The sequence below is a fragment of the Streptomyces sp. NBC_01257 genome (assembly GCF_035917255.1).
GTDB lineage: Bacteria > Actinomycetota > Actinomycetes > Streptomycetales > Streptomycetaceae > Streptomyces.
In genome coordinates this window covers 9,080,048-9,098,237 of the sequence record NZ_CP108472.1, presented here as the reverse complement: position 1 = coordinate 9,098,237, position 18,190 = coordinate 9,080,048, and the positions used below count along the sequence as shown (strand labels likewise).

Here is an 18,190-nt window from a genome sequence, read left to right as displayed (position 1 = left end):
TCTGAGGATGCGCACGGGGAGTTCATGGCCCTCCCCGTGGCCGGAGGGGTCAGCCCGCGGTCCAGCGCAGGCCGCCCAGGAGGTGGCCGCGGAAGGCCGGGTCGGTATAGGCGTTCTCCGCGTGGCCCAGCGATGTGTAGAACGAGCGGCCGGCGCCGGATTCCCTGCACCACACCAGTGGGTGATCGGCGCCCATGCCGCCTCCCTCGTAGCCGGCCTCGTCGATGGTGGCGAGGACCTGCACGCCGGGGCGTCGCGGGTTGCTCCGGAAGTCGTACCACTCGTCGTTCCAGTCCCATCGCGACGGCAGATGGCGCGTCGAGGGGTGGCTCCGGTCCTCGACCAGCACGGTGCCGGCCTGGAACTCCGGGTGGCCGGCGAAGCGTGCGCCGAGCAGCTCCCCGTAGTACGGCCAGGCGTACTCGGTGCACGCGGCCGAGTGGATGCCCATGAAGCCGCCGCCGTCCGAGGTCCAGCGCCGCAGCGCCAGGCGGCCGTCCGGATCGAGCACCTCGCCGCTGGTGGAGAGGAAGACCACCGCGCTGCGCCCCGCCAGCGAGGCGTCGGTGAAGACCGAGGGGTCCTCGGAGGTCTCCACGGAGAACCCGTGCTCCTCCCCCAGCTCGCGCAGAGCCGCCTGCCCGGCGGGGATCGAGTCGTGCCGGTAGGCCGTGGTGCGGGTGAAGACGAGAACGTCCGACAGGCGGTCGGTCTGGGACATGTGGGACATGTCGGCACTCCGGGTTCTGATGGACGGGGTGGTGGGGCGGCACGGTGGCCGCCCGGGCACTCAGGCCGAAAAGCTCAGGCCCAGGCGCTCGGGCCGAAGTGCTCAGGCCGAGGTGGTCAGGGCCGCTCGGGTCACGGGGTACGCGAACTCCCGCCCCGCGCAGTAGCGTTCGACCTCGTCCAGAGCGCTTCGGGTGATACGCAGCAGCTCACCGCCGAGTGAGCCGGCGATGTGTGGGGTGAGCAGCACGTTCGGCAGCGAGTACAGCGGTGAGGTTGCCGGCAGCACCTCGGGCTCGGTGACGTCGAGGACGGCGTGGATGCGTCCCGACAACGCTTCCGCGGTGAGTGCCTCGGTGTCGATGAGGCAGCCGCGCCCCGTGTTGACAAGGGTGGCGCCGTCCCGCATGAGCGACAGTCCGCGGGCATCCAGCAGGTGGTACGTCTCGGGCAGGGCGGGCGCGTGCAGCGAGACGATGTCGGAGGCGGCCAGCAGTTCGTCGAGCCCGACGAGCCGGGCGCCCATCGAACGGGCCGTGTCGGGATCGAGGTGCGGATCGGCCACCAGGATGTCGAAGTCGTGGGGGCGGAGCAGTTCCAGCACCCTGCGTCCCACGAGGGACGCGCCCACCAGACCGATCGTCCTGCGGTAGTTGCCGAAGCCGGGGAAGTGAGCCGCCCAGTCCAGGGCGTTCCGGTGCTCGCGGTAGAGTCCGCCGATCTCCAGGACGCGCTTGTTGGCGAAGAGGATGGCGGCGAGCGTGTACTCGGCGACGGGTACGGCGTTGGCGGCGGCCGCCGTGGAGACGAGGAGCCCGCGGTCCCAGCAGGCGTCCGTCACATGGTGTTTGACACTTCCTGCCGCGTGCACGACCGCCTTCAGGGCCGGCATGCGGGCCAGCACGGCGTCGTCGAGCGGGCGGCATCCCCAGGACGTGATCAGGATCTCGACATCTGCTAGGTGGGGCACGTGGTCGAAGTCCTCGGCGACGACCTGGGGTTCGATGTCGACGAGACGGGTCAGCCGGTCGATCGCGGCGGGCGGGAAGAGGGCGTCCCGGTGCGGACGGCCCATCGCGAACAGGGCACGCGGGCGGGGCGGAGTGGGTGGCATGGGGATGATCCTCAGGACGATGGCCTACTTGACGGCGCCGGCTGTCATGCCGGACTTCCAGAACCGCTGGAGCATCAGGAACAGGATGACCAGCGGAACCACGGACACCAGCGATCCGACGATGGCCAGGAGGTAGTCCTGCGGGTGTCCCTGGGAGAGCGCGGAGGAGTACCAGACGTACAACCCGAGGTTGACCGGGAAGAGATCCTTGTCGGACAGCATCACCAAGGGCAGGAAGAAGCTGTTCCAGATCTGGGTGAACTGGAAGAGGAAGATGGTCACGAAGCCCGGTGCGATCATGGGCAGACCGATCCTGCAGAAGGTCCTGAACTCGCCCGCCCCGTCCACACGTGCGGCCTCCAGGACCTCGTTGGGTATGTACGAGGCGCTGAAGACACGGGCCAGGTACACCCCGAACGGGAAGACGAGGCCGGGGATGAACACACCCCAGAAGGTGTTCACCAGACCGGCCTTGGCCGCGATCAGGTAGAGCGGGATCGCCATCGCCGTGCCGGGCACCATCACACCCAGCAGGACGAAGGAGAAGAGCTTCTCCTTGCCGGGGAAGTTCAGTTTGTCGAAGGTGTACCCGGCGGCCACGCTGAACACCGTCGCCAGCAGCGAGCCGACACCGGCGTACAGGACCGTGTTGAGCAGCCAGCGCAGGAAGATCCCGTTGTCGACCTCGAACAGGTACGTGAGGTTGTCGCCGAGCGCGAAGTCCTTGCCCGGGGCGAAGCCGTTGGTGGCGAAGAGGTCCTGACGGCTCTTGGTCGACGAGAGGAGCAGCCACAGCATCGGCAGCAGCGTGTACAGGGCAGCGAGGCCCAGCATCGCCGTCACTCCCGCTCTGGACAGCAGGACCGATGGGCGGTTCCCGGGGCCGCGCCGGCCCGGCCGGTTCCTGTCCGTCGGCCTGCCGTCCGTCTGCTCCGGAGCCGGAGAGGAGCCGGCGGGGGCAACGCGTGTCATGGTCTTGGTCACGGCTTGCTCCTGCTGCGCGAAAAGCGGGTGACGAGGAACGACAGCAGCGCGGCGAACAGCGCGATGAGCAGCGAGGCCGCTGCCGCCAGTCCGAAGTCGTTGTGGGTGAAGGCTGCGGTCTGGACGAACATGTTGGGCGTCCAGCTGCTGCCGATGGAGCTGGACGCGCTGTAGATGACCTTCGGTTCGGTGAAGAGCTGGACCGAACCGATGACGGTGAACAGCACGGCCAGGGCGATGGCCGGGCGGATCATCGGCACCTTGATCGACAGGGCGGTACGGATCTGGCCGGCGCCGTCGATCTTCGCCGCGTCCAGGGCCTCGGTCGGCACCGCCTGGAGGGCGGCGTAGAAGATGACCATGTTGTACCCGATCCACTCCCAGACGGCGATGTTCGCCGCGGAGAAGACCGCGTTGTCCGCCGACAGGAAGTCGATGTCGAGACCGCCCGCGGCGAGGAAGTCGATCACCGGGCTGAGTCCGGGTGTGTACAGGTAGACCCAGATGAGTGCCGCGATCAGACCGGGCACCGCGTGCGGGAGGAACAGGGCCAGCTGGAAGAAGGTCCGCGCCCTGGTCAGTGCCGAGTCCAGCAGGAGGGCGAGGACGAGGGCCCCGCCGATCATGACCGGGATGTAGATCGCGACGTACGCGGCGATGGTGAGGAATCCGCCGCGGAACGCGGGGTCCGACAGTGCGTGTACGTAGTTGTCCAGTCCGGCGAAGACCTCTTCCGTCCCGCCGAAGCCGAGGCCCGAGGTGTGGGTGGTGAACAGGCTCATCCAGCCCGCGTAGACCAGCGGGGCGAGGGTGACGGCGGCGAAGAGGACGAAGAAGGGGGCCAGGAGCAGGGCGGCGGTGCGGCGCTGGGCGCGGGCTGACGGAGTTGTCATACCGGGCCTTTCTCGAAAGGGGAGCGGGAGGCGTCGGGGCGGGAGCCGATGCCGGCCCCGGCCTTGCGGGGCGGGCATCGGCTCACCGGGGTTCGCGAACTGCTTCGCGTACTACGGGGCGACTTTCATCCCGCGCCGCTCCATGTCCTGGACCGTCGCCTGCTGGGCGCCGGTGAGGACGTCGAAGAGCTTGACCTTGCCCTGGGCGACCTTCGGAAGCTGATCGACGATGGCCGTGTTCGTGGTCCCCATGACCGGGCCCCACGTCCAGCCGGGCCGGACCGCCGCGTAGGACTTGTTGCCCAGGGCGTACACGTCCTGCCCGCCGAAGTAGTCGGTGGGGAAAGCGGCCTTGGTGACCGGCACGAGCTTGGGATCCGCGGGGAACATGCTGCTGGTCCCGGAGGAGACCCACGCCTTCATGCCTTCGGGGTCGGTGGTGATCCACTTGATGAACTCGGCGGCGGCTCCGCTGTTCTTGGCGCCCTTCGGTATGACGAAGGAGGAGCCGCCGTACATGGCCGAGGCCGGCTTGCCGTCCCAGGTGGGCACCGGGGCCACCGACCACTTGCCCTTCTGGTCGGCGACCGTCGCCTGCTGCGCTCCCGCACACCAGCTCGCGCAGACGTAGGCGACGGTGCGGTTCTGCTGAACGCCCGTCCAGAACGGGTCGAGCGAGCTCACCGAGGTGACGAGGTCCTTCCGGGCGAGGTCACCCCAGTAGTCGGCGACCTTCCGGGACGGAGCGTCGTCCAGCGACACCTTCCAGGCATCCTTCTCCGTGCCGAACCACTGCGAGCCGGCCTGCCAGGCGAGGGCGGTCAGCAGACCCGGGTTGTCGGTGTAGAGAACGCCGCCGCGGGCCTTCGGATCCGCCTTCTTCACCTGAGCGGTCATGTTCCGGTACGCGTCCCACGTCTTGGGGACGCCGATCCCGTGGCTCTTGAAGAAGTCGTTGCGGTAGTACAGCATCAGCGGAGCCGCGTCGCGGGGAACGCCCCAGGTCTGACCACCCAGCTCGACCAACTGCCTTACGGACTTGGGGAAGTGGTCCTTGACCAGAGGTCCGAGCGAATCACTCAGCGTCTCCAGCTTGCCCTGGGTGGCGAACTCGGGCAGCTGCGGGTACTCGACGACCGCGGCATCGGGGGCGGTGCCGGCCTTCACGGCGTTCGTGAGTTTGGAGTAGTACTCCTGGCCCGAGGGCACCGCCTCGAAGGTCACCTTGATGTCCGGGTGGGTCCGGTTGAATGCCTTCGCCACTTCGTCGGAGCCCTTGACGAAGGACCAGAAGGTGACCTTCCCGGTGCCCTTCTCCGCCGCGGAACTCCCGCCGTCCGAGCTCCCGCATCCCGTGGCGAGAAGGCCGATTGCCGCGACGGAGCCGACCAGTGCTGTCAGTCGTCTACGAAACATGATGTGCCACCGATCGTTTGCTTGGGTGTCACCGCAATCATTCGTTACGTACGACAGCGAGTCAATGCATGTGGTTTCGTTTTTTTGATTACGAAACCACATGACATCACCTGCTCATGCGTCGGTGTGCCGCTCGGCGCCGCAGGACGCTCGTACCCGCAGCTCCGGGCGGAGCAGGATCTCGGCGAGAGGCGTGGCCGGGTCGGACAGCCGGCGCACCGCCAGGTCGAGCGCCCACGCCCCCACCGCCTGTTTGGGGGGTGCGACGGCGGTGAGGGGGACGTCGCTCAGCTCGGCGACCTCGTCGTCGTAGGTGACCAGGGCCAGATCCTCCGGTACGCGCACACCGCGTGCGCGGAGGATGCCGACGAGGGCGATGGCATCGATGTCGTTGTGCACCAGAGCGGCTCTGACCTCGCCGGACTCCACGGCGCGCACCACTTCTTCGAAGCGCGCGTCGGCCGGAGCCGCGTCACCGGCGGTGCTGATGAGGAACTCCGGCCCCGGCGTCAGCCCCATCGCCTTCACCGCGTCGGCGTGACCGACGCTGAGAAGCGCCGTGTTGGGGCTCTCGACCCTGGCGACGAGGGCCACCTTGTCGTGCCCGAGCCCGGCCAGATGGCGCACCGCGAGGGCCGCCCCGTAGGCGTGGTCCGAGGCCACCTGCTCCAGCCGGCCGGCCTGTATCCCGGCCCTGCGCTCCACCAGCACGGCCGGCACGTCAAGAGTGCTCAGCCACTGCTCGGCCTCGTCCAGCGGGCGCAGGCCCGGGTGCAGCATCAGCAGCAGGCTGTCGATCCCGCCGGCCACGAGCCGGCGGACCTGCTCCTGGTTCTCCGCCAGCGATTCCCCGGAGACGGCCAGTACGACGCGGACGCCACGCGCGCGGGCCGCGTTCTGGACGCCCCGGATCACCTCGGCGTAGTAGTAGCCGCCCGGCGGCACGACCAGTCCGACGGCGTGCTTCTCCCCGGCGGGGGCCGGTGCCGCGGCATGGACCTCCACGGGAGCGGGAGCATCCGGTGACAGGGCCCTGGCACCGCCGTGCACACGGTTCAGCAGTCCCTGGCCGGCCAGCTCCCGTACGTCCTGGCGCAGGGTCACGGCGGAGACACCCATCTCCTCCGCCAGCGCCTTCACGGTGATCGAACCCTGGCGCTCCACCGCGCGCAGGATCGCTTCCCGCCGCTCGTTAGCCAACACCCTGCAGTCCCCTCTCGACAACGAGTGAGTCATCGATCTTCACTCGACAATCGAAAAGATATCAATCAAAGGACAACGATGGCCTGGAGCGGCGGATCCCGTAGCGGGGTCAGTGCGACGGCCGGTCGTCGACGGCGACGAGGTTGCCGCCGCGGAGCGTGTACAGCAGACCCGCGTCGACGTTGACATGCGGGCCGCTGTACCAGGCCCCGTTGATGTCCGCGACGACGGTGGTGACGGCGAACGTCTTCGGATGGAAGCGGAAGAGCGTGGTGTCCGAGACCCCGTAGACCGCGCCCCGGTTGGTGACCATGGCGGCGAAACCCTTGCTGACACCGCTGACGTCCGCGGTGTGGACCACCTTCCTGGCCCGCACGTCGATGACGAAGAGCCCTCCCCCGGTGGTGAGGCCGTAGAGGTTCCGGCCCTGCACCGCCAGAGCCGCCACGCCGGCCGCCTGCTTCGTGTCGACGCGCCACAGCTCCTTGCCGGTGACCGGATCGACGGCGACTACGGTGGCGCGTGCGCCCTCCTTGGCGGCGTTGTCACCGCCCAGGTATGCGATGCCCTCCCGGTTGGCCACCGCCCGTACGAGTTGGACGTCGTCGATCGGATTGACGTAGGACACCGACTTCCCGGTCCGGGGAGAGTACGTCCAGAGTGCGCCGCCGCCCTCGGTGTCGGACTGCACGCCGACGAGGAGCAGCTTGTTGTCCGGGTCCCACGAGAGGTCCAGCGGTCGGTTCTGCTCGCTGGGGAATCCCGCCGCCTGCTGCGGCTGCCGCCGCCGGGAGGAGTCGTACCGCCAGATGCCCTGCGCGTTGTACTGGCCGGTGTGCAGGACGCCTTCGATCACTTCGGCGTCCTTGGCCTCCCCCGGTGCCGACAGGTTGACGACCTCGCCGGTCCTGAGGTTGCGCCGCGAGATGGCGCCGTTGCCGCCGACGTAGACGTACCCGTGGCCGGCGGCGATCCCCATGCCCGCCTGTGGTCCGGCCTCGGCTCCTGCCTCTTTCAGGTCGGTGACCGCGGAGGTCTTGGCCGCAATGTCGATCTCGGCGACGAAACCGTAGCCCGAGACGACAGCGAGCCTTCCGTCGGCGTGGTCCAGCCCCCAGATCTCGCCGAGATCCGGCCCGGTGAACTCCACGTGGGAGATGGTCCTGTCGGCCTTCGAGTAGGCCTCGACTCCCGACTCGGAGGCGAAGTAGATCCGCTCGGCGTCGGAGGCGAACGCCTTGACGACGGTGCCCTCGGTCTTGACCACGGTGTACGAGGAGTGGTCCGCCAGGTCGATCACGGCGAGCTTCGCGGGATCGACCGCACCCGACGTGCCGACCAGCAGCTTCCCGTCATGAACGGCGAGTTCGCGCAGGCTGGGGTCCTTCTCCATCTCCTTGGGCACGATCGAGGTGAACTCACGGCTCTTCCGGTCGAAGGCGAACAGGGACGCCTTGCTCGCACCGCTTCCACCGGAAAGGACGCTGCCAGCGCCGAAGAAGACGGTGGTGTCCGTGGCCGCGACCGCCCTGGCCAGCGTCGCCTTCGGGTCCGGGGCACCCAGGTTGGTCACGGCACCTGTGGCGGGGTCGTACTGCCACAGGACGGGTGGCTCGTCCGGGACGCCGCCCACGGCGAACACCGTGCCGTCGGGCGCGACGGCGAGATCCCGGATGTCGCGGTCCTCGGTCCTGCCGACGGGCACGGCGGGTGTGCCGGGCGTCTTCAGGTCCCACCGGTAGAGATTCGGCTTGCCCTGGTCGGACTTGACCAGGACTCCGATGTAGAGGTAGCGGCCGGTGGGATCCGCTGCCAGCGCCTGGACGGAAGGCTCAGGCCCCGCACCGAGGCTGGTGGACGACACCACTTTCCGGCTCGGCAGATGGAAGCCGACGACGCTGGAGGGGGTCAGGTTGCGCGAGCCGATGTAGACGGTGTCGCCGACCTGCAAGCCGCTCATCAGCGAGAACTGGACCAGGCCCGGCCCCAGGTCCGTCACCGTGGTCGTGGCCGCCGCCGCGAGTGCTGCGCCTGCCTGCGGGGTGAGAAGAGCTCCGGCGGCAGTGGCCAGCCCGAACGCACCGCCGGTCTGGATCAGCCGGCGCCTGCTCAGGGAATGAGAAACGGTCATCTGTGCTCCAAGGGGTGTTGAGTCTGTGCCGAGCGACGAGTCCCCGAATCCTCTGGATCCCCTGAATCCCCTGAATCGAGGGGCTCGGAGGAACGTGGGATTCAGCGATTCAGTGGTCCGCGTCAGGACAGGTCGAGAATGCGGATGTCGTCGTGCTGGACGATCCGCGTGGCTACGTCACCGTTCTCGATCGACTCCGAGGGGCGGTAGAGCCCCCACTTGATGTATCCGTGATCGGCCGGGTTCTCCGGCTGGTACGTGCGCACGTTCTCGTACGACGCGGCGGGCTTGTAGTCGGACTCGCCCGGAAGGCGCACGGAGACCTTGAAGTAGCCCGTCTCGTCGGTGGTCCAGCGCGCGTCCACGCGGAAGCTCATCCACTGGTTCACGTACGGACGGAGGTCCGGCACCACCGTCGTCTGCTGGTTCAGGTGCGGCGACCGGAACGCGACCTCGTTGCGCTTCGCCATGAGGTAGAACGCCGGGACGTTGCCACCGCCGTACTTGCCCTGGAAGACGATGTCGCCCGAGTCGCTGTCACCGGGCGTGTAGGTCTTCCAGTCCTTGAGCAGCACACTGAACTCGTAGCGCTGCACGTCACCGACGTCGAACTGCCCGGACGGAAGCAGATCCGTCGCGCTCTCGCTCCGGGGCGCGCCGTTGGACTCGTATCCCCCGTCGCCGAGCGTCACCTTGTGCTGAACCGCGTACGAGCCCTCGTGCCCGGGCTGCACGACGCCGGAGGCGTCCGCCGCCGTCGCATGCGTGGTGCTGAGTCCGTCCACTCCGGAGTCCAGGGCTCCGTTCTCGTAGTCCACCTTCAGCTTCTCCGCGGTGGACTGCGCGTGCGCGGAGCCGGGCAGCGAGGCGCCCTCCGGTTCGGCTCCCGCCGAATACGACACCAGAACGGGAACCAGCAGTGCTCCTGCGCACAGGGCGGTCGACACCTTGAGAACCTTGATCATTTTGACTCCTCGACATCGTGGGGCTGCGAGAACGGGCCGAAGGCCGCCAGATGGTGCTCGTTCAACACCGGCACGTGCGGTCGACACCCAACGAGAAAGCGACATCGTTCGAAAGATGTTGGGGGCGCTTCATCGCGTCTGCATGCTGGCACGATTCCGAACGAAACCGAAAGACCGATGGCGAAACTTAATTCAAGTCAAGGAGAAGTGCCATTCAAGCCATGTGTTCGTAGGAGGCGGGAAGATCATGACCATCGATCCGATGGTCCGCTGAGCTTGGGAGGCTGCGCCTTCGATGGGCTCCGATGCGGATTTCGATGTCGAGTGGTGTGAAAGTGATGAGCGAGGAGAGCCATACGGCTACGCGCCGAGCTCGGCGCGTAGCCGTATGGCGGCCTCCGAGGCCTGGCGGCGGACCGAGGGCAGGGGGGTCAGAACCGCAACAGCACCTTCGACGAGCGCGAGGCGTCCTTGGCCATCGCGAAGGCCTCCAGCGCCTCACTGACCGGGTACTCGTGGGTGATCACCGCGTCGACCACCAGACTGCCCTCTGCCAGGGCCGCGATCACCTCGTCGATCTCGTCGTTGAACCGGAACGAGCCCACCAGCTCCAGTTCGCGGGTGACGGCCAACGACATCGGCACCGGCTGATCGCCGGCCGGCAGCAGTCCCACCATCACCACTCGTCCGCCGCGGGCAGTGCCGCGCATGGCGGCGGCAAGACCCTGGTGACTGCCGCTGGAGTCGATCGCCACGTCAGCCTGCACCGCGGCGATCCCCTCGGTGTCGGTGGCGCTCAAGGTCCGGGTGGCGCCCAGGGCCCTGGCCACCGTCAACGGTTGATCATGGAGGTCGACCGCGACGATCTCCGCCGCGCCCGCGCGCTTGAGCACGGCGACGACCAGCGCACCGATCGGTCCGGCACCGATCACCAGGACCGTTCCGCCGGTCACGTCTCCAGCCCGGGTGACGCTGTGCCAGGCCACTGACGCGGGTTCGACCACGGCTGCCGTCCGTAGGCCCAGAGCATCGGGCAGCGCCCGCAGCATCCTGCTCGGCAAGGTTGCGTAGCGGATGAACGCCCCGTCGGTGTGCGGAAGCCCGGCCGCGGATCCCAGGTAGGTGCAACCCGGTGACAGGTTCGGCCGGTCGGCCGGCCAGCGGGTGACCTCATCACCGGCGGGCGAGGCCGGATGAACCGCGACCCTCCTCCCCACACCGGGCCCGGACCCATCGGCGGCCGCTGACGCGACGATGCCGGCCACCTCGTGACCGAGCACCATCGGTGCCCGCAGAATCGACTCGCCGGCCGCGCCGTGCGTCCAGTAGTGCAGATCGGAGCCGCAGATGCCGCCGTAGACGATCTCGACCACGGCCTCGTCGGGCTCGGGTGATCGGAGCGGAACGTCGTCGATTCGTAGGTCGTCCGCCGCGTGGACGACGACAGCCGGGGACGAGACAGGCACAGTCATGATCGGACCACCGGATTCGAGAGCGTGCCGATGTCGTCGACCAGGAGCTCGACGACGTCACCGGGCTGGACGGGTACGGGAGTGCCGGGCGTGCCGGGCGTGCCGGGCGTGCCGGGCGTGCCGGTCACGATCACGCCGCCGGGGCCGAGTGGCACCGTCATCGGTTCGTCGTGGCGGACGGTGGAGCACGCCCGCCTGTGTCGAGCCACACGCGTGGCAGATGGCCGCTCGGGGTGTTGCCGTGCACGATCCCCGACGCGGGTGCGCGGCACTATCTCCATGATCATCACACCACCGCCGTCATGCCACCGTCGACGTAGATCGTCTGCCCGTTCACGAAGTCCGAGGCCGGCGACGACAGGAACACCAGTGTGCCGACCAGTTCGTGTACCCGGCCCCAGCGGCCGGCCGGTGTCCGCTGCGCGACCCAGGCGCTGAAGTCGGCGTCCTCGACCAGGGCCTGGGTCAGCTCGGTCGCGAAGTAGCCGGGAGCCAGCGCGTTGGCCTGGATGCCGTGCGGACCAAGGTCGGCGCACATGCCCTGCGTCAGCATCACCACGCCTCCCTTGGTGGCGCTGTACGGGGTGATGTTGGGCCGTGCCAGTCGGCTCTGGACCGACCCGATATTGACGATCTTGCCACTGCCACGGGCGACCATGCCGCGGGCGACCCGCTGCCCCACCAGGAAGGCACTGGTCAGATTGGTGGCGACCAGATCGTTCCAGTCGGCGATCGGGAACTCGGTGAAGGCCGCACGACGCTGGATGCCGGCGTTGTTGACCAGGATGTCCGGGGTGCCGCAGACAGCCTCGATCCGCCCGACGCCTGAGTCCACCTCGTCCGGTGAGGTCACGTCGAAGGTGGCCACCCGTACCTCGCCGCCGGTGATCTCCCGCAGTCGGGCCGCGGCGGCCTCGGCCGCCTCGACGCCGCGCCCGTGGACGACGACCCGGGCGCCCGCCTCGAGCAGGCCCTGGGCAAGGGCGTACCCGATACCGCGGCTGGAGCCGGTAACGAGCGCGGTCCGCCCGGTCAGGTTGAACAGATTCATCGGACTACCTCCGTCGGGTACTGCTCTATCCGCTCATCATTCAGCCCGGTGAGGACGCGTTTCCGTACACGCCACGGCCTGAGTGGCCCATGTCGGTGCCTATCATCAGCACTCCTCGATACTCGTGGGCCACATCGGCACCTGATCACGAGACGACCCGTCGCCTCATGCGCCGGTCACAGTCTGCAACTCGGCGAGCTCGACCCAGCGATGCTCCTGTCGCGCGAGTTCGGCGGCGAAGACCAGCAGATGGCCGTTGACCGAGTCTGCGAACTGCGTACTCGACACGCTGGCCGGCTCTCCGCGCACGACTCGGACGAAGTCCGCGACGAGCGGACGATCACCGCCACCGTGCATGTCGCCGGTCACCGACGTCTTGATCATCTCCTCGTCGAACGAAGCAGCCGCGTCGGTCCGGATACGACGGACCCGGAGCGTCCCCTCCTCCAGGGCGCCGGAGATCTCACCGGCGGTTCCGACCACGTGGAGCGTGCGGCTCGGAGCCGGCGTGTTGGTCGCCAACGCGAAGGATCCGAGGACACCGTCGGCGAACTCCACGCTCACGCTCTGGCGATCGAGCACGTCGTTGCCGGCGCGCCACACACAGCGGCCGTAGCGGTTGTCGGTGCGCAACGACTCGAGCTTCTGGTCCAGGTCGAGCTCCGGGCTCACGTGCTCCGCCTGCTCCCAGACGTACTCCTGCCACCCGTTCAGTTCGACGTAGAGCCGGCGTGCCGAGTACGAGCACGTCGCCTCGATCGAGCAGTCGGACAGGCACCGCGTCCCCGCACCCTGCGGCGCCCGTTCGGGGATGAACATGCCACGGGACCCCGAGCTGGCGACGCGGGCCGGGGCTGCGGAGTTGCACAGCCAGGTCATCAGGTCCAGGTCATGGCAGCACTTGGCCAGCAGCATCGACGAGCCCGACTGCTCGGAACTGCCCCAGCGTCCTCGGACGTACGCCATCGACATGTGGTCGTAGCTGACGTGCTCGGCCATCTCGATACTCAGGGGCTCGCCTATCTCACCGGCGAGGATGCGGCGCTTGGCCTCGGTGTAGAAGGGTGCGTAGCGCAGCACGTGACAGATCATCAGGATCCGTCCGGACGTCCGCTGCGCCTCCGCCAGGGTCATGAGTTCCTGCGCGTTCTGTGCGCTGGGCTTCTCCAGCAGCACGTCGTAGCCGGCGGCGAGCAGTCGGGTGGCGGTCCGTACATGATCCTGGTCCATCGTGGCGTCGATCGCCGCCTCCGCGACCTCGCCGGCATCCGGAAGGTCGGTCAGCGATGCGTACCGGGCGGCATGCGGGATCCCGAACTCTGCGCCCCACCGCTCTCGACGCGTCGGATCGGGCTCGACGATCGCCGTGATCGCCAGCTGATCGGGCGCGACCTGCGCGTAGCGCGAGTAGAGCACGCCGCGGTGCCCGGCGCCGACGAGGACTGCGCGCACCGGCGCGGATGAGCGCGTCACAGGTAGGCACCCCCGTTGACGTCGATGATCTCGCCGGTGCAGAACCCGCCGAGGTCGGACGCCAGGTACAGCACCGCGCCGGCGACGTCTTCGGGCACACCGGCTCGGCGCAGTGGCGTCGCCTCGATCACCGCACGCCGGGTCTCGGGCGGCGTGAAGGTGGCGTGGAACGGGGTGTCCCCGATGAAGCCCGGCGCGATCGTGTTGACGGTGATGTTGCGCGGGCCGAACTCCTTCGCCCAGGCAAGCATGAGGCCGTGCATGCCCGCCTTCGCCGCGGCGTACGCCGAGGCGCCCGGTCCGCCGCCGTTGCGTGCGGCCTGGGAGCTGATGTTGACGATCCTGCCGCCTCCGGGGCCTATCCGGCGCACCACTGCGCGGGTCACCAGGAACGCGCTGGTGAGGTTCAGATTCAGGACGGTGTGCCAGTGCTCGTCGGGCATGTCGACCAGACGGTGACGGCCCACGAGACCGCCGGCGTTGTTGATCAGGATGTCGATCGGGCCCTGGAGCTGCTCGGCGGCGTTGCTGACCGCCTCCTCGACGGCTGCCGGATCGGTGGCGTCGAGCTGCTCGGCGTGCGCGCGCCTGCCGGTGGCGGCGATCCGCTCCGCGGTCTCACGGCCGTCGTGGGTCTTGTACGTCAGCGCCACGTCGGCACCGGCGTCCGCCAGTGCGACCGCCACCGCCGCTCCGATGCCCGTACCGCCGCCGGTCACCAGGGCCCTGCGCCCCTGGAGGCTCAACGAGGGGATCCCGGTCGTCCGCACGTGTGTCGGTGTCTGGCTCATGCCAACCTCCCGGTCTGATCGGCCTTCATTTCGTGGTGCGACGGCTCGCGTTCGAGCGGTCGTCCGATTGCGTACGCCGTGGGCCCGCCTTGACACGGGTATGCACCAGTCGAGTGTTCGGCGGTGTTCCGCGGGGGCTCTGCGTTCGGCACTGCGCGCCGCGGGCTGTGGGCGGCCACCCGGTTGCCGGAGAACACATCCGGCGCTGCCTCCCAGGTGTCGCCGTCGCCCTGCCCGTCGGTCACGGGGGCGAAGCCGGCCGGGCGAGCGGCGGCCCGGGGACCGGACTTCCCGGTGCGCGTGCGATCGGTCGAGGGGGTGGCGGATTCGGGTTCGGCGCTCACATCTCCTCCTTCGGTACGGCGGTCATGACCGGCTGGGGCAGAGCATCAGCTCAGGTACGTGCGCCCGCGGCGGGAGCTGCAGGATCGCGGCGACCATCGCCGCCACGTCCTCCGGCTGGAGTGCGTGTGCCAGCTGATCGGCCGTGGGAGGGGTCGGACGCTTGGCGATCATCGGGGTCCGGGTGAATCCGGGGTAGATGACGCTGATCCGGACACCGTCGGCGCGAGCCTCCTCCATGGCGGCGTGGGCCAGTGCGGCCACTGCTGCCTTGGCCGCCTGGTAGCCGACGCCGGACAGGTCCGGCCTCTTCGCTGCCGATGACGACACGTGGATGAGCACTCCCCCGCCCTGTCGCTTCAGCGCGGGGAGCGCCGCCCTGGTCAGGGAGAACGCAGCGTCGACGTTCACCCGGAACAGCTCACGCCAGTCGCTCTCGGAGAGGGTGTCCAGGGAGCGTCGGGTCACGTTCGTACCGACGCAGTTGACCACCGCGTCCAGTCCGCCGAACTCGGCGGTGGCACGGTCGACTGCCGTCAGAGCTGCTTCGAGGTCGGCCAGATCGCCGGGGACGCAGAGCACTCGTGTGCCGCCGCCCCGCAGGCGGTCCGCCACTTCGGCCAGTTCCGGTGCCCGCCGGGCGGCGATGACGAGGTCGGCACCGAGTCCGGCCAGCGTCTGTGCGGTCGCTCGCCCCATGCCGCTGCTGGCACCCGCGACGAGAACCGCGTGCCCGCTCAGCGGGCCCTGTGGTGATGGTGGGATGCTCATCCGGCCACCAGCCGCCGGATGTACGCCGCGTCGGTCCGGGTCTGGTCGAGCACCTGTGCGTAGGGCAGCGCGTAGTGGCTGTGCAGGGTGAGCACGCCGTCGAAGTCGGCTGCCCGGAGATGGGCGACGATGGCGGGCCACGGGACCATGCCGTCGGCGAGTCCGAACCAGTCGGAGGCCCACGCCCGCCGGCCGTTCGGATCGAGGGCTGCCGGGTACCACCCCCCGTTCTTCACGCCCACGCAGTCGAGCCAGGTATCCAGCAGGTCGAAGGTCAGCCGCCAGTCCTCCCGCCCTTCCTGCACAGCCTGGTTCCCGGGGTCCGGGTAGGCGACGAACGTGGCCGGATCGCGCCCGTCGAGCAGCCGGTGCGCGAGCGCACCGGAGCTGTGCACGGTGCCGCCGTGCAGTTGGAGCGCGAGGCGGACACCGGCTCGTTCCGCGATCTCGCCCAACCTGTCGAGATCGTGCCTGGCCCGGTCGATCTGCTCGGTGACCCTAGTGTGCGGGTCGTACTTCCAGTAGCCGAGCCGAACCGTGCCGATCCCGGCCGCGGCGCAGGCTCCGAGCACGGACTCGGCCGGGTGGGCCGCCGGATCGCTGAGGTCGGTCGTCGCCAGCGGCACCGACAGTCCGCCTTCGCGGCAGCGGGAAACCGCCGCGGAGATGCCGGCAGGACTTGCCGGGGAGGCGGTGAACCCGTCCCGGATGAGGAGATCGACGCCGTCGAAGCCGAGATCGGCGATCGTGTCGACGGTCTCGGCGACTTCGCGGTCGCCGAACAGCTTGGTGAACAGGACCGTTTGCATCCAGTGTTGCCTTTCTCCGGAGGGGGATGGTGCGGTGGGCTCGCGCACGATCGCTCGGGCTGCCGTCGACGACGGTCCCGGCACCGTTTCGGCGCGGCCCGGCGGGGCGGCACGGACGTCGGGTCGGACGGTGCGTCGTACCGCTCGGCCGGAACGAGTGCGGGTTCAATCAGCCGGCGTGCGTCACGCCGTGTCGTGTACCGGCGCCTCGGCGGTGCCGCGCACGGCTCCGCCCATCAGCCGCCCGGGGCTTGGTGAAGTCGGGCCGCAGATCCGGCATCAACGGCCGCCAAGACCACTCATGGTGATTCCGCGGACGAACCAGCGCTGGGTGAGGAAGAACAGGATGATCAGGGGGATCGTGGTGAAGGTGGCCGCCATCAGCAGCAGGTTCCACTGGGTACCGTTGATGTCCTGGAACACCTGCAGGCCGACCGGGACGGTGCGGGTGGCGTCGCTGTTCGAGATGACCAGCGGCCAGAGCAGGTTGTTCCACTGCCCGATGAACTTGAACACGGCCAGGGTCGCGATCGCCGGCAGGGCGAGCGGCACGATCACGCGGACGAACGCCTGCCAGCGGTTCGCGCCGTCGAGGCGGGCCGCCTCCTCGTAGTCGCGCGGGATGCCGAGGAAGAACTGCCGGAGCAGGAACACCCCGATCGCGGTGAACGCGTGCGGCACGATCATCCCCGGCCAGGTGTCGATTCCGTGCAGTTTCGCGACCAGCACGAACTGTGGAATCAGCGTCACCTGAGAGGGGATCATCAACGTGGCGAGGTAGACCCCGAACAGCCAGCTTCGGCCTCGGAAGTTCAGCCGGGCGAACGCGTACGCGGCCAGCGCCGCGGTGACCGTTTCAAGGATCGTCGTCCCGGCGGCGAAGTAGACGGTGTTCAGCAGGTACCTGCCGAGCGGGACGAGATCGAACACGCGGCCCAGGTTCTCGGGGTGCCAACTGCTCGGCCAGAACGCCGGCTTCGCGGCCATCGACTCGTCGTCGGACTGGAAAGCAACCAGCACCATCATCACGACCGGGATCAGCGTGACCGCGGTGACCAGGAAACAGGCGAAGACAACCAGTTTGCGCCTGACGACAGGTTTCGTGTCACTTGTCATAGTGCACCAGCTTCCGTTGGAAGAGGAACTGGCCCGCAGTGATCAGCACGATGAACGCGAACAGCACCAGTGACTGCGCGGCGGCGTACCCCTGGTCGTAGTTCTTGAAGCCGGTCTGGTAGATGTACATGACCAGCGTGGTGGTCCGGGTGCCAGGTCCGCCGTTCGTCATGATCAGCGCCTGGTCGAAGACCTGGAACGAGCCGATCACCGATGTGACGACGACGAAGAACAGCGCAGGGGAAAGCATCGGCAGTGTGATGTGCCGGAAGCTGTGCCACGGCGACGCACCATCCACGCGTCCCGCCTCGTAGAGCTGCTGCGGAATCGCCTGGAGCCCCGCCAGGATGACGACCATGCCGAAGCCGAAGCTCTTCCACACGCTCATGATGATCAGCGCCGGCATCGCCCAACTGTCCGAGACCAGCCATGCCGGTCCACTGATGCCGAACCAGCCCAGGACCGCGTTCACCAGGCCGTCGTGCGGGATGTAGAGCCAGATCCAGACGAACGCCACCGCGACCGTGATGGTCGCGTACGGCAACAGCAGGAGCGATCGGAAGACGGCGATCCGCCGGAGTCCCTGGTTGAGCAGCAATGCCAGTGCCAGGCTGACCAGGATCGTCAACGGCACGCTGACCAGGGTGAAGTAGGCCGTGTTGCCGAGCGCCGACCAGAACGTCGGATCGGGACCGAGGCGTGCGAAGTTGCGCAGGCCGACCCAGGTGGGAGAGCTGAACAGGTTCCAGTCCAGCAGCGAGATCACGCCGGCCGCGACGACCGGACCGGCGGTGAAGACGAGGAAGCCGATCAGGCTGGGAAGGAGGAACAGCCAGGCGGTGAGCGCCTCACGGCTACGCCGGCGCCGGGTGGGAGCGGGTGTGAGCTGTAGGTAAGTGCTGGTGGCGGGTGGAGTGTCGACAGCCATCG

At 68.5% G+C, this 18,190-nt stretch carries 17 protein-coding genes; all 17 read right to left on the bottom strand.

Going from position 1 to position 18,190, the window contains the following annotated elements; genetic code table 11:
- Positions 1-49: 49 nt before the first annotated feature.
- The 17 genes from OG408_RS39600 to OG408_RS39520 all read right to left on the bottom strand — a co-directional run bounded on the left by OG408_RS39600 (position 50) and on the right by OG408_RS39520 (position 18,188).
- Positions 50-721 carry a ThuA domain-containing protein gene (locus OG408_RS39600; RefSeq protein WP_285568107.1) on the bottom strand — a complete coding sequence of 224 codons (672 nt, stop codon included), beginning with the start codon at positions 719-721 and terminating at the stop codon, positions 50-52.
- A gap of 111 nt (positions 722-832) precedes the next feature.
- Complete coding sequence (locus OG408_RS39595; protein WP_442806112.1) at positions 833-1,843, bottom strand: hydroxyacid dehydrogenase; 1,011 nt, start codon at positions 1,841-1,843, stop codon at positions 833-835.
- Positions 1,844-1,867: 24 nt separating this feature from the next.
- Entirely contained in the window at positions 1,868-2,815 is a 948-nt protein-coding gene (locus tag OG408_RS39590) for a carbohydrate ABC transporter permease (RefSeq protein WP_405407124.1), read from the bottom strand.
- A gap of 8 nt (positions 2,816-2,823) precedes the next feature.
- Entirely contained in the window at positions 2,824-3,720 is an 897-nt protein-coding gene (locus OG408_RS39585; protein ID WP_285567895.1) for a carbohydrate ABC transporter permease, read from the bottom strand.
- A 111-nt stretch (positions 3,721-3,831) separates the two neighbouring features.
- A complete protein-coding gene (locus OG408_RS39580; RefSeq protein WP_285567897.1) occupies positions 3,832-5,136 on the bottom strand; it encodes an ABC transporter substrate-binding protein in 1,305 nt (434 codons plus the stop codon).
- A gap of 114 nt (positions 5,137-5,250) precedes the next feature.
- Positions 5,251-6,339, bottom strand: coding sequence for a LacI family DNA-binding transcriptional regulator (locus OG408_RS39575; protein ID WP_285567899.1), 1,089 nt, complete (start codon positions 6,337-6,339; stop codon positions 5,251-5,253).
- A gap of 109 nt (positions 6,340-6,448) precedes the next feature.
- Positions 6,449-8,470 carry an outer membrane protein assembly factor BamB family protein gene (locus tag OG408_RS39570; RefSeq protein WP_326674341.1) on the bottom strand — a complete coding sequence of 674 codons (2,022 nt, stop codon included), beginning with the start codon at positions 8,468-8,470 and terminating at the stop codon, positions 6,449-6,451.
- 122 nt (positions 8,471-8,592) lie between these two features.
- A complete protein-coding gene (locus OG408_RS39565) occupies positions 8,593-9,435 on the bottom strand; it encodes a heparin lyase I family protein (RefSeq protein ID WP_326674340.1) in 843 nt (280 codons plus the stop codon).
- Positions 9,436-9,866: 431 nt separating this feature from the next.
- Positions 9,867-10,907, bottom strand: a complete 1,041-nt coding sequence (locus tag OG408_RS39560) for an L-idonate 5-dehydrogenase (RefSeq protein WP_326674339.1) — start codon at positions 10,905-10,907, stop codon at positions 9,867-9,869.
- Complete coding sequence (locus OG408_RS39555) at positions 10,904-11,068, bottom strand: fumarylacetoacetate hydrolase family protein (protein ID WP_326674337.1); 165 nt, start codon at positions 11,066-11,068, stop codon at positions 10,904-10,906. The genes OG408_RS39560 and OG408_RS39555 overlap by 4 nt, the downstream gene beginning before the upstream one ends.
- 125 nt (positions 11,069-11,193) lie before the next feature.
- Positions 11,194-11,958: an SDR family oxidoreductase gene (locus tag OG408_RS39550; protein WP_326674336.1), complete on the bottom strand. Its 765-nt coding sequence runs from the start codon at positions 11,956-11,958 to the stop codon at positions 11,194-11,196.
- Positions 11,959-12,123: 165 nt separating this feature from the next.
- Positions 12,124-13,431: a Gfo/Idh/MocA family protein gene (locus OG408_RS39545; protein WP_326674335.1), complete on the bottom strand. Its 1,308-nt coding sequence runs from the start codon at positions 13,429-13,431 to the stop codon at positions 12,124-12,126.
- Positions 13,428-14,222 carry an SDR family NAD(P)-dependent oxidoreductase gene (locus tag OG408_RS39540; protein WP_285567914.1) on the bottom strand — a complete coding sequence of 265 codons (795 nt, stop codon included), beginning with the start codon at positions 14,220-14,222 and terminating at the stop codon, positions 13,428-13,430. Before OG408_RS39540 ends, OG408_RS39545 begins: the two co-directional genes overlap by 4 nt.
- Before the next feature lie 366 nt (positions 14,223-14,588).
- On the bottom strand, positions 14,589-15,335 hold the full coding sequence (locus tag OG408_RS39535; protein ID WP_326674334.1) for an SDR family oxidoreductase: 747 nt from the start codon (positions 15,333-15,335) through the stop codon (positions 14,589-14,591).
- The gene (locus OG408_RS39530; protein WP_285567918.1) at positions 15,332-16,144 is read right to left on the bottom strand and encodes a sugar phosphate isomerase/epimerase family protein; all 813 of its coding nucleotides are present in this window, start codon (positions 16,142-16,144) and stop codon (positions 15,332-15,334) included. Before OG408_RS39530 ends, OG408_RS39535 begins: the two co-directional genes overlap by 4 nt.
- Positions 16,145-16,423: 279 nt before the next feature.
- Positions 16,424-17,260, bottom strand: a complete 837-nt coding sequence (locus tag OG408_RS39525) for a carbohydrate ABC transporter permease (RefSeq protein WP_285567920.1) — start codon at positions 17,258-17,260, stop codon at positions 16,424-16,426.
- Complete coding sequence (locus tag OG408_RS39520) at positions 17,250-18,188, bottom strand: carbohydrate ABC transporter permease (protein WP_285567922.1); 939 nt, start codon at positions 18,186-18,188, stop codon at positions 17,250-17,252. The genes OG408_RS39525 and OG408_RS39520 overlap by 11 nt, the downstream gene beginning before the upstream one ends.
- Positions 18,189-18,190 lie beyond the last annotated feature (2 nt).